The 12,167-nt window shown below is 40.0% G+C and carries 16 protein-coding genes; 2 read left to right on the top strand and 14 right to left on the bottom strand.

Features of this window, described 5'->3' with window-relative positions; genetic code table 11:
• From AC1DVK_RS25085 to AC1DVK_RS25110, 6 genes are all read right to left on the bottom strand, one after another.
• Nucleotides 1-242 (bottom strand): CoA-transferase (locus tag AC1DVK_RS25085; RefSeq protein ID WP_477627646.1); only part of this gene is annotated, 242 nt, incomplete at its 3' end.
• Nucleotides 209-898: a CoA transferase subunit A gene (locus AC1DVK_RS25090; RefSeq protein ID WP_477627654.1), complete on the bottom strand. Its 690-nt coding sequence runs from the start codon at nt 896-898 to the stop codon at nt 209-211. The genes AC1DVK_RS25090 and AC1DVK_RS25085, both read right to left, overlap by 34 nt.
• Before the next feature lie 23 nt (nt 899-921).
• Complete coding sequence (locus tag AC1DVK_RS25095) at nt 922-2,286, bottom strand: aspartate aminotransferase family protein (RefSeq protein WP_410860956.1); 1,365 nt, start codon at nt 2,284-2,286, stop codon at nt 922-924.
• 177 nt (nt 2,287-2,463) lie between these two features.
• A complete protein-coding gene (locus AC1DVK_RS25100; RefSeq protein ID WP_089364046.1) occupies nt 2,464-2,793 on the bottom strand; it encodes a hypothetical protein in 330 nt (109 codons plus the stop codon).
• A 221-nt stretch (nt 2,794-3,014) separates the two neighbouring features.
• Complete coding sequence (locus AC1DVK_RS25105) at nt 3,015-3,989, bottom strand: S66 family peptidase (protein WP_477627647.1); 975 nt, start codon at nt 3,987-3,989, stop codon at nt 3,015-3,017.
• A gap of 355 nt (nt 3,990-4,344) precedes the next feature.
• Entirely contained in the window at nt 4,345-4,497 is a 153-nt protein-coding gene (locus tag AC1DVK_RS25110; RefSeq protein ID WP_081108834.1) for a YjcZ family sporulation protein, read from the bottom strand.
• 305 nt (nt 4,498-4,802) lie between these two features.
• Between AC1DVK_RS25110 and AC1DVK_RS25115 the strand changes: the two genes are divergently transcribed.
• Nucleotides 4,803-5,891, top strand: a complete 1,089-nt coding sequence (locus tag AC1DVK_RS25115) for an SGNH/GDSL hydrolase family protein (protein WP_477627648.1) — start codon at nt 4,803-4,805, stop codon at nt 5,889-5,891.
• Between the two features lie 52 nt (nt 5,892-5,943).
• Here AC1DVK_RS25115 and msrB read toward each other — a convergent pair whose 3' ends face one another.
• Together msrB and msrA are read right to left on the bottom strand one after the other, a co-directional pair.
• The gene (gene msrB, locus AC1DVK_RS25120; RefSeq protein WP_477627649.1) at nt 5,944-6,372 is read right to left on the bottom strand and encodes a peptide-methionine (R)-S-oxide reductase MsrB; all 429 of its coding nucleotides are present in this window, start codon (nt 6,370-6,372) and stop codon (nt 5,944-5,946) included.
• Nucleotides 6,362-6,853: a peptide-methionine (S)-S-oxide reductase MsrA gene (msrA, locus tag AC1DVK_RS25125; protein ID WP_410860975.1), complete on the bottom strand. Its 492-nt coding sequence runs from the start codon at nt 6,851-6,853 to the stop codon at nt 6,362-6,364. The genes msrB and msrA overlap by 11 nt, the downstream gene beginning before the upstream one ends.
• Before the next feature lie 221 nt (nt 6,854-7,074).
• Here msrA and AC1DVK_RS25130 point away from each other — a divergent pair, with 221 nt between their 5' ends.
• A complete protein-coding gene (locus tag AC1DVK_RS25130; RefSeq protein ID WP_477627650.1) occupies nt 7,075-7,815 on the top strand; it encodes a DUF4397 domain-containing protein in 741 nt (246 codons plus the stop codon).
• 54 nt (nt 7,816-7,869) lie between these two features.
• Here AC1DVK_RS25130 and AC1DVK_RS25135 read toward each other — a convergent pair whose 3' ends face one another.
• From AC1DVK_RS25135 to AC1DVK_RS25160, 6 genes are all read right to left on the bottom strand, one after another.
• Nucleotides 7,870-8,454 carry a YpmS family protein gene (locus tag AC1DVK_RS25135; protein WP_089364052.1) on the bottom strand — a complete coding sequence of 195 codons (585 nt, stop codon included), beginning with the start codon at nt 8,452-8,454 and terminating at the stop codon, nt 7,870-7,872.
• Complete coding sequence (locus tag AC1DVK_RS25140; protein WP_176431997.1) at nt 8,451-9,293, bottom strand: SGNH/GDSL hydrolase family protein; 843 nt, start codon at nt 9,291-9,293, stop codon at nt 8,451-8,453. Before AC1DVK_RS25140 ends, AC1DVK_RS25135 begins: the two co-directional genes overlap by 4 nt.
• Before the next feature lie 274 nt (nt 9,294-9,567).
• On the bottom strand, nt 9,568-10,158 hold the full coding sequence (locus AC1DVK_RS25145) for an SCO family protein (protein WP_089364054.1): 591 nt from the start codon (nt 10,156-10,158) through the stop codon (nt 9,568-9,570).
• Between the two features lie 152 nt (nt 10,159-10,310).
• A complete protein-coding gene (locus AC1DVK_RS25150; protein ID WP_477627651.1) occupies nt 10,311-11,153 on the bottom strand; it encodes a DegV family protein in 843 nt (280 codons plus the stop codon).
• A gap of 213 nt (nt 11,154-11,366) precedes the next feature.
• A complete protein-coding gene (locus AC1DVK_RS25155; RefSeq protein WP_477627652.1) occupies nt 11,367-11,717 on the bottom strand; it encodes a DUF2535 family protein in 351 nt (116 codons plus the stop codon).
• Nucleotides 11,718-11,917: 200 nt separating this feature from the next.
• The gene (locus tag AC1DVK_RS25160) at nt 11,918-12,142 is read right to left on the bottom strand and encodes a hypothetical protein (protein ID WP_477627653.1); all 225 of its coding nucleotides are present in this window, start codon (nt 12,140-12,142) and stop codon (nt 11,918-11,920) included.
• Nucleotides 12,143-12,167: the final 25 nt, after the last annotated feature.

Below are 12,167 nucleotides of genomic sequence, written 5' to 3' on the forward strand. Positions count from 1 at the left end.
CCTCTAATGGTGATCGGCAGCCCCCCAGCATTGCAAAGATGGGCATCTTCTTTACCCTTTTCAGGAGAACTGCCAATACCTACAAGGCCATTTTCAGCATGAAACATAACCTTATGGTCATTCAAAAGATGATTCGGTACAAGGGATGGAATGCCAATTCCCAAATTGACCAGCATCCCATCGCTTATTTCTGATGCTGCCCGTTTCGCTATTCGATTTCTATCTTCGGTTCCCAAACCCATTTCCAATCGACTCCTTTTGATGGAATGATATAATCCACAAAGGCACCCGGTACAATGATGTCCTCTGGATCCAAAGAGCCAAGCGGAACGATTTGCATGGCTTCGACTATAGTGATTTGTCCGGCCGTAGCTACAAGTGGATTCGTATTCCTGGCGCTTTTATCAAAGATGAGATTTCCATAAGGATCTGCCATTTCTGCATAAACAATGGCAATATCGGCAGTTAATGCAGATTCCACCAGATAATTTTTCTCACCTAGCTTTACTGTTTGCTTGCCGTCCCGGACGAAATCAGCCTCAATTCCAATATCAGTCAATACCCCACCTAGCCCCATCCCCCCGGCCCTGATGCGTTCGACAAGCGTCCCTTGCGGAGAGAACTCCACTTCGAGCTCTCCATTGTTCATCAATAGTCCTGCATTTGGATTGGAACCGATATGGGAAACGATGATTTTTTTCGCACGGCGTTGGGTGACAAGTTTTCCAATTCCTATATCAGGGAAACCTGTATCGTTCCCAATCAAGGTTAAACCCTTTATACCTGACTCCAAAATCAAATTGATCAATCCTGGAGGTGTCCCTATGCCACCGAACCCCCCATACAGGATGGACTGATTATCTTTAAAGAGATAGCGGACATCCTCCAAACGACAAATCTTCTGGAATGTATTTTCCGGCACTATGACTCACTTCCTTGTTGTGCTGGACGTTTTCCTTTGGATTCATTGAATTGCTGAAAAGTTATATCGATCCGCATTAACAATTCTGCACACTCCTCTTCCGATATCGTTAACGGGGGGGAGATGATGATGGCTGCCCCGGTCACACCGTCAAGGCCTGCCGCCGCGGGATACAGCAGTATTCCATTCCTCATTCCCAATTCAATGATTTCATTGGTCACATCAGCCTCCTTCGGAAATGGGGACTTCGTGGCTTTATCCTGAACAAATTCGATGCCAATCAATAAACCCCTGCCACGTATATCACCGATAAAGGAATACTTCCCAGCTAACTTCTTCAGGCCCCTAATTAGGTCCTTTCCCCTATCGGCTGATTTTTCGACAAGTTCATTCCTCTCGACATATTCTAAAACGGCCAAAGAAACCGCACACGATAATGGATTTGCACTAAGCGTATGGCCTCCGATAATTGACTTCGAGCCTTTGATTATTGGCTCCATCACGTTTTTGGTCATTACTGCGGCCGCTATCGGGGTATACCCGCCACTCATACCTTTACCAAATGTTACGATATCAGGTTCCACATCCCAATATTCGGAAGCAAGCATCCTACCGGTACGTCCAAATCCAGTCATGACTTCATCGGCAATGAATAAAATATCATTCTCTTCGCAGATTTTCTTGAGTTTTTGAAAATAACCATCAGGAGGAATAATGGCACCTCCGGCTGCTCCAATAACAGGTTCTGCGATGAAAGCAGCTATATTTTCACTGCCAATACGCCGGATCGACGCTTCCAATTCAGAAGCACAGGCCATACCACACGTATGGGGATCAAGTTGGAGTGGACACCGGTAACAATATGGAGGAGATACAGAAGGATATGATTCAAGTAAAGGAGTAAATCGTTCCCGGCGAATCGGATGGCCAGACATTGAAAGAGCCCCCATCGTGATACCATGGTAGCTCATCCACCTCGATATGACTCTCTGTTTCTTGGGCTTCCCTTTTTCCTGCCAATGCTGGATGGCAATTTTCAATGCAGTTTCAGTCGCTTCGGAGCCGCTGTTTACAAAAAAGCTATATGTCAGATCCCCTTTGGTCAATTCAGCAATTTTTCCGGCAAGATTCTCTGCAGCTTCACTGGTAAATTGGGAACGATATACAAATGAAACCTGTCGAGCCTGTTTTACCATCGCCTCCATGATTTCCTGGACGCCATGGCCAATATTGGCAGTAACAGCACCGGAAGAAGCATCAAGGTAATCCTTTCCTTCTTTGTCGTATAAAAACACTCCCTGACCATGACTGATAGTCGGGTAGGTTCCTCCCAGGACCGGCTTGATCAATGAGGACTGCTCCATAAACCCACACACTCCTTCTCTTTATAAACAAATGCATTATTGTAAAGTGTATGTCCAGATGAAGGCAATCTTGCTAAGGAAATTGACCTATGCATGTAAACGGATAAATTTCTTGGTTTCATGTTCGGAAAAAAATAGGAACAAAAAAAGTGTATCCACAAGAGATACACTTTTTTCTTACAATACGCTATTTAGTTTTTCTTCACGAATTGACTCCAAAAAACTTTCATCCTTTAAAACAGCCAGCACATTTTTATAAAAAGCAGTTTTATCGATAACTGATGTATGTACATATTCATACTCTTTTAAAGACGGATGACGCAAAACATTTTTCATGCAGGAATGACAAACTTTTTTGGTTCCTAACTTATAGTAGTTCAAGTTACTTGCATCCCCATTAGAAGTGTCTTCGTTACAGACGAAACATGTATGGCTCACACGGCCTTTTTTATTATACTCGGCCAAAGCCCCTTCTAAACGAATGGATGCGGGAATTGTTAATAACACATAATCACCTTTTCTATTTTAAATCTCTTAGTATTATATCAGAAAAATATAGAATTTGAACAATTAGACTCATATTCCCTAATAATGCTTGTAAAATAGGACTATTTCCAGTGTTGGTAAGCGGAAAGACTCCTAAAATACTCCAAAATGAAAAATACATTTATACATACCCTGAACAGATAAAACACCGTCCACTTTTTGAACGGCGTCATCAAATTGTATCATGAATGGATATGGATCGTTGCTTTTCCGTTCTCCACTTTCATTACTGCATTTGCACCAACCGGCACCGTCACAAATGGATGTACATGACCAAAATTGGCATTAGCAATCACGGGTATCCCATTTATCTCCTTTTTGGAAGCAATGATTTCCTGCAAAGCATATTCAGTCATTCCCGAATCCTTTTGGAAACGGCCTATGACGATTCCTTTAATCCCACTTGCATCTGGCTGATGCAGCAAGGATTGTAAATCCCGGTCAAAGCTGAATGGATGGCTTTCTTCGTCATCTTCTATGAAAAGGATACTGTCCTTTAAAGAAGGCATAAACTCTGTACCTTGCAATAGATTGAGTGTACAAAGGTTTCCCCCAATGATCGTCCCAGCCGCTTCGCCTTCCTGAATGACCATATATCCAGCATTCGGGTGGAAAGTTCGGTCATCCTGTTCTAAATGCCAAGAGTCATCACTCCACGTTTCACTTGGATCAAGATAAAAGCCTTCACTTTCAATAACAGCCTTTTTAAAATATTCCATCGTATATTCCAGACCAGCCTTCATCCCGAACGTCGAGAAATGAGGGCCTGAGTATGTAGTTATGCCTGTTTTTTTATGAATGGCCAGTAAAATTGCGGTTATATCACTATACCCCATCAACACTTTTGGATTTTCCTTTATCAACTCGTAATCGATATATCGTAACAATTGGTTAGCGTTATACCCCCCGATGGCTGTAAAGATTCCCTTAACATTCGGATCCCTGAAGGCCTCATGCAAATCCTCGACCCGGTCTTCAATCGAATTCGAGAAAAAGTCATCATGGAACAAAGCCGTTTTACCATATGTCACTTTAAAACCAAGCTCAGTCAATCTTTCTTCTGCCAATCTGCGCTGTTCCCCTTTGACAATCGCCAAACTTCTTGAGGGAGCAATAACGCGAATTTCATCCCCTGCTTGTAAATGGGAAGGTTTCATATCTTTATCCCCCTAAATTAATTACATCTGTCGTTATTTTAGCAGAAATGGTGAATAAAGAACAACCAAGACTCTTAAGTACTGAAATTCCCTTTTCCAATCTTCCCTGCAAAAAAACTGGGAGTCATAATTTCCTTTCGAATCCTTTTGGCGCCGTTTTCCTCATCATTGGCATCCTCTCGTCATTCCCGTTGTACCGTATTGGAAAAAGGAATGGTTATGTATTGCCTGTACTGTATATATCCTTATCCTATCAGTAAACAATTATGGATTCTGTAAAGATTCCCAGTCAAACCACCAAATTCCCTGCATAAAGAAAAGACCAGCTTTATCAACTGGTCTTTTAGTTATTCAATTAGCAACAGAATGAAGCACCGATGATAATCAACAGAATGAACAAGACAACGATTAATGCGAAGCCTGATCCAAATCCGCAACCGCCACCGCAGCCGCCACCGAATCCACCACCATAACCAAATCCTCCACCATATCCACCATATCCGTACATTAAGTTCCACTCCTTTTAGAATTCTGATTTCTCTTTACACCTTACCATATGTCATTACGCCCGCCTCGGTCTGTGCATTTGCCTATTTTTTTGAATTTAAGAAAAAACTTCTCGAATCAACACCTTCAGAACCGTTATACATACAATAGGCGAACCACAAAGAGCAACATAAAAAATGTCAAAAAAACGTTTTATATTTATTGTGTTAGAATTGGGATATAATAAGGAAAAAACACTTCTTAGCCTCTTTAAGCTATCTCATTCCTATATAGATACATAAAAGGTTAATACGGGGGAACATAATTTTGAAAAAGAACGCAAAATCCTTCATCCCTTTCGCTGCAATCGCCACGATCCTTCTCATCTGCTATGTCCTTCAAAAAGCTCCTAAAACATATGGGTCAGATGATTCAGTAAATGTTTATCAAAAATTCCAATCAGGCCAGCCCATTCAGTATCTCGTTATTGGTGACAGTATCGGAAGAGGGTCAGGAGCTGAAAATCCTAATCTAACATGGTTCAAACAGTTAGAAAATATGATGATCAAAACCAATGATATTCCTTTACACGGAGAGTACGTTGTCCAAAGCGGATCCACTGCTTTTGAAGGTCTATTTAAGCTTTCCCAAAGAAGGCAGCATGATCATAAAGATTTGATATTCTTCATTTTCGGTGAAAACGACCGCAAATATATGAATGTCGATGATTTTACCATGACATATGAAGCTTTAATGAGAAAGGCAAAACGTCTCAACCCTAATGCTGAATTGTTCACAATAACAGAGAGTTCCTTGAAATATGAGGAATTTGCATCAGCCATCGGACTTTTATCCAAACATTATGGTGCAACTAATGTGGATATGCGTCCAATATTCAAAGATTCAGGATATACGGAAAAGCAATTGACCAGAGATCTGATTCATCCAAATGGGCTGGGTTATCAATTTTATGCTAATGCAATTTATGAACGCTTCCTGGATAATATAAAACGTGGGAAGACTGTTGCAGCCCTTCCATCTAAGCTTCATGCCCATTCTGATATTAAATTATCGGAGATTGACCACTATGAAAAAATGAACGGTTTCCGTCCAAAGGGCGGCTATTTTACTAGTAGTGAAAAGGGCAGTGTGATTGAATATAACTTCAATGGAAGTATGCTTGGAGTGAAGCTGCTCAGGAGTCCCGATGGCGGGGAAGTTAAAGTATGGATCGATGGAAATGAAACCACGACTTTGAATACGTGGTGGCCGTTTGCCCGTGAAAGATATTTATTTGTCACAAATGGGCTTCCTCCCGGTTCACATAAGGTCCGTTTTGAGGTGACTGGCAGAACTAAAGCAATGGATCTTACCATCATTCCATATGTCCGGATCGCATCGATCATCACCGATTGAATATTACTCAATAAATAACCCCCTATCATAATCTGATAGGGGGGTTTTCCAATCAATCAAAAAGCTTTTTATATTCCCCGTATCCCTCTTTTTCAAGCTCTTGGAGCGGGATGAACTTCAATGAGGCAGAATTGATGCAATAGCGTAATCCCGATGGTCCCGGTCCATCATTGAAAACATGACCAAGATGAGAATCGGCAGTTTTTGAGCGGACCTCGATTCTTCTCATACCGTAACTCGTATCGAGGTTTTCCACCACTTCCTCTTCCTTTAGCGGTTTAGTAAAGCTTGGCCAACCGCAGCCTGAATCAAACTTTTCCTTTGAAGTGAAAAGAGGTTTACCTGAAACGATGTCCACATATAACCCTTCCTCCTTCAAGTTCCAATATTCATTGTTAAATGCTGGTTCCGTACCATTATTTTGCGTTACCTCAAATTGAATCGTCGAAAGTTTCTGTTTTAATTCTTCTTTACTTTTCATTTTTTTCCCCCCAGTGATGTTTTATAAATGCTTTTCGGCCTGAGCCAATCGAATATCTTTCATAATGCTCAGGTTGCTTTTTATAATAATGCTGGTGATATGTCTCGGCTGGATAAAACGCTTGAGCTGGTATTATCGGCGTTACAATCGGTTTGGAAAATTTCCCGCTCGCCTGCAGCTTAGCTTTGGATCCTTCAGCAATTTTACGTTGGTTTTCGTCATGATAAAAAATGGCCGTTTGATAAGAACTTCCCCGGTCATGAAACTGCCCTCCAGCATCTGTCGGGTCAATTTGCTGCCAAAACATCTCGATTATTTTTTCATATGGATATACGCTTGGATCAAAGGTGATCTGAACAGCCTCATAATGTCCCGTGGTTTCAGAACAAACTTCTTTGTAAGTAGGATTTTCCGTAGTCCCGCCCGTATAACCCGAGATAACGGATTCGATGCCAGGCTGCTCATCGAACGGTTTCACCATGCACCAAAAACAGCCACCTGCGAATGTTGCTTTCCCTAATTGCTTTGTCAAATGAAAATCCCCCTTTTTTACAAACAAACCATTGAATGCATTTTAACGCTTTTATTTTGCCCTGTAAAATAATATGCCGATAAGTCCCTATTAACGAAAATGGTCCAGACACACGTCCAAGCATATCACCATATGATGAGATCATTATGGAAAAATGAGAGGTGTAAGAAATGAGCGATAAACAATCATATTTACAAAAAGCGATAACTTATGATTTACTATCGTCTTATTATAAATACAGCAATCCGCATTTGCATGATTATTATTACCATAAGCATTTGAAAAGTCTCAAAAAAGAAACACAACAATCGAGATTTGAACAAATGAATGTCATACTGCCTGCACAAGTTCGCATTATTCATGCTGCCCCAACAGCTCCATCGTTTGATGTTTATTTAAATGAAATGCGTATTCTTAAAAATTTCTCATTTAAAGAGAACAATGATTATTCGACATTCCCCCCTGGCAATTACCAATTGGATATATACCGCAGCGGGCAAGGCACCTCAATTTTGAGCCGTAAAGTGACGCTCGAAAGCGGGAGGTCCTATACTGTAGCCGCTACATGGGCTAACGGGTCGTTGAATATGTTAACTTTCGAAGATCATCCGTTTGTTCCTCAAAATGAAGCCAAGGTTCGATTCATCCATCTTTCAGATGATTTACCGTCGGTAGATATTGCCGTCAAAGATGGTGATGTCGTTTTTGAAAATCTCCATTTCAGGAAAGCAAGCGAATATCTTAATTTACATCCCATGATAGTCGACTTTGAAGTGAGGAAAGCTGGGACAAAAGAGATTGCGCTTCATTTGCCAAATAATAATTTCCGCAAAAATACTCCCTCAACCATTTATTTAATCGGATTGAATCGGGAACCATCCACGCTGGAAACCGTAACACTCTCTCCATAAATGAATAAAAAACCAGGATGAATTGATCCTGGTTTTTTATTCATTTACTCCCTATCACTGTAATGATGATGGGATGGTCAATAAAAATGAAATGTCGTCATTTTTAAGATCGAATTTTTTCGCCTTGACCCTAATGTCGCTTTTCAATTCCATATCCTGTAATGAGACATAAATACTTTCGTCATTTGGGTTGATGCTTACCCAATCCGGCATGTTATAACGCTCATTTATTATATTCATTACATATGAAACAGGTAGGTTCATTTGTCCGATGGCAATTGATTTTTGCTTTAAGATCAAATCCCCATTCTTTTGGGCGATTGGTTCAAAAGTCAATTTCATTTCCACTTCACGATTGAAAAATGGCATTGTACCGTATAACTCGACTTCATCCGTTAAATATACTTCGTAATGAATGGATCCCGTCAGGCCTTCTTTATCAAGATACTGGTTAATTAATCTTGTCAGATCTTCCCGATTCGTGTGAATTTGAAATTGGATATCTTCTTCGTGGCTTACTTTTGGTATCAGATCTTTATCTTTAGTCGGCAAATTAACTAAAATCAAAACAAACACGATGACCAGGATGTTTAGGGCTAATAGGGAAATAAACATAGTCTTCCATTTGATATTTGTCATTCTTGGTCATCATCTCCTTTGGCACTCGCTTCCAATGTGTCCTTTCCGATAGTGGTAATATCCATATCATTGTAGATTCTTGTCGCGATTAATTCATATCCGCGGTCATTTGGATGAAAAAAATCCTCATCATAAAGCAAATCCTCTTTAGAATCCTTGAAAATATCTGCTATTTCAATAAAATAGGCTGAATCATATTCTTCAATAATCTCTTTCCCGCTTTCATTCCAATCATTCATGATCATATCAAGTTCATAAAAATCTGCGAACCATTTGGAAAAGGGATTATATACGCCCACCAGGTAAATTTGGGCATGATCATTTTCGGAACGGACCTTATCGAGTATTTGCCTCAATCTTTTTTCATACCCTAATTTAGCCGAATCAAACTGATTCAGTTCCAAATTGGAGAAATTCTGTTTAAAGACCTTCATGATATCATTTCCACCGATCGTGACAACAATCGAGTCAGCTTGTTTTATGTCTTCTTTAATCCTAGCTTTATCCAGTCTTTTCAATAGTTGGTCGGTCCTATTTCCACGTATGCCATGATTAATCATCTCAACGGAAGTAATCGATGGTTCTTTTACCAGCTTATTTTGTAAATAAGGCAGATACCCGCCATTATCTTTACTATCACCGACACCTTGAGTCAAGGAATCGCCTATCGATACGATTTTCACAGGGTCCGGAAAAAAGCTGGCAGGGATTGTTTCCTTTTTACTCAGCTCAACTCTGCTTTTCTGCTGAATAGTTGGCTGATTTGAGGCCGTTTCACTTTGGCCGCAGCCTGAAATCCAAACTAGGCATATGAAAAGACAGGTGATTCTGTACCTCATGACCCTCACCTTCCTACCCATGTATTATATCACGAAGAAAACGAATAATTGCAAACAATATACCTTACTTGAGCATTCCTTACTATACAATATGAAAAATGCAAGGAATGAAAGCTAGTCCTATAAAATTTAGCATGTTACTTAGCATGTAAAATCATTCTTCACTTCCCCTGATTTTTCAAAACCACTTACCTCATTTTCACCAGCGTTAATGGGCCCTACCAGAAATCCGTATGAATAGATGAAAACAGAAAGAACAGGTCATTTAACCTGTTCAATAATTCTGTAAAATTTTAATATGCTTAATAATTTCATCAAAGGGAATATCCTGCAGACCTGTATAATCCTTCATGATCTTTCCTTCTTGATCAATTAGAAAAAAGCTGGTCCCATGAATCACCTGATCTCCCGTCTCTGGTTTTTTGACGATTAGTTTAAAGTTATCCCGTGCAAACCGCTCAATTTCTTCCTGACCATAACCGGTTAGAAAATGCCAATTGCTGTAATCGACATTAAATTGGTCACCATACTTTTTTAAAACATCAGGCTTGTCAATCTCCGGGTCGACAGAAAATGAAACGAACTCAACATCAGATATACCCTCATCCTTCAATTGCTGCTGCAGTTTCGTCATATTGGAAGTCATGGGCAGACAGACCGTCTTGCAGCTGGTGAATATAAAATCCGCAACCCAAACCTTACCTTTTAGATCACTTTTTGAAAAAGCTTTACCTTCCTGATCAATGTAACTAAAATCCTCAAGATCCCAATTTTTGGCATCAGGTACACCATTGGAACCGCATGCTGTCAACAGCAATAAAATTGATGCCCCCATAGCTGCCATACGCAAACGCAGCTTTCTCATCCCTACCCCGTCCTTTATGTATAAAATATTCTGTTACTTTATTTATTCTAACAGACCAATAGGAATGAGGACAGCAACACTTTTACGAATTTAAGACAATTTTACAAATGAAAGACATCTCCCATACGCAATTTCATGCAGCTTTATCCTTATCAGTCCCAATAATACATGATTGCCATGGCGCCTTCACCTGTATGGGTACTGACAACGGCAGTGGTTGCTTCTATCTTTATGTCTTGATACCCTGTTAAATCTGCAATGGCCTGGCGGACTTTATCTGCGATTTCAAAACCATTTGCATGTACAAAACCAATGCCGCTAATTTTTTTGCCTTGTGTATCTTCTTTGAATTTCTTAATGATGAACTTCACTACCTGTGACTGGCTCCTGGCTTTGGATACAGGATTCAGGACACCATCGTCCAGAAGTGCAATCGGCTTTATGTGCAGCAATGAACCGATAAATGCAGAAACTTTGCCAATCCTTCCGCCTTTAACGAGGTTATCAAGTGTTTCTATGACAATGATTAAACTTGACTGCTTTTTAATGTGTTTCAAGCGATCGATTATCTCTGCTGCGGATTTCCCTTCCTTCGCCATCTTCGCTGCCTCGATCACCTGGAATGACATTGCTTTTGAAATGAATTTCGAGTCAAAAACGGTAACCTTCGATTCAGACATGCTTGCTGCACTTTCCGCTGAGCGTACAGTGCCGCTCATGCCACCTGTCATATGAATGGAAATAATCTCACTGCCGTCTTTTCCAAGTTCATTATATACCTCCACAAAGGTACCTGCGGCTGGTTGTGAGCTTTTTGGAAGTTCTTTTGATCGGTTCATCCTTTTCAGGAATTCTTCTTGTTCTATTTCAACCTTATCCAAAAAAGATTCCCCATCTATATAGATCGATAAAGGAACCATTGTTATATCATAATATTCTAGTTCTTCCGGTGTCATATCGACTGTTGAGTCTGTTACTATTTTTACTTTATTCATGATTACACATCCCTAATTAACATATCTATTGTATTATACCTATTAAAGGTACGCATTCAAACCAAATGTTATCTTTTTCAAGTGAGAGAATACTCATCTATTGAAATGATCACAAAAAAAAACCGACCCATGAGCTAACCCGAACGCATGCCGATTAACATGGCATTCGTGGCATCTCTTTTATCGGAGAAGTTAGCTATGGGTCAGTCCGCATCACGCATTATTGAGTAAGCCCCCAAAAAAAATCTTGTTATATACGGGCCATTTGAGTACGGATGCTAAGTAATGCTTAAATGAGTAATTTTCTTTATGATCTTTATTAGCAAAAACTTTCTTTACAAATACTTCCAAACGCACGGTCAACATAAAAAAATTCGGATCACTAGGCAGTAAGACAGGTATTTCTGAAATGGTGACCTTATGTCCAAAACAATCTTTGAATTCCAAGCATTTGAACATCAATATATCAATCCTCATTTTTAACCGATTGCTTACATTATACACAATAAATCCAAAAGTATAAATATTCAAATGTGTAAAAAACGGACAAATCAAGCTTGACATCGATTAAAAAAAGACCCATAAGTGATATTATCCCCTTAAAGTAGAAAGTGTAAAAAGTCCATGAAAAAACATGGATGTTACACTATTACTTGGAGGGGACTTTATTATGGCTAAAAAAGGGAGATGAATTTTAACTTATTCCAAGGAATTCAAGATCCAGGTTTTCCAAAGTTATATAAATAATGGGGGCAGCCAATCTGCTATTGAGGTAAATATGATCTTAAAAGTAGGCTGTTTTCACATATTTTGTTGCTATTTACCAGGTAGTGAGTTGTGGTTGATTTGCCCTCCAGATGCTCGCTTTCCGCAGGGCGGGCGGTGAGCCTCCTCGGCGTAAACGCCTGTGGGGTCTCACCTGTCCCGCTGCTCCCGGAGTCTCGCACTTCCGCTCCAATCAACCTTAAATAGTTTCGTTTTAAAAACAACAATCTTTACGAAAAGAGCCTAAAA

The organism is Peribacillus sp. P4_B1 (assembly GCF_056402395.1).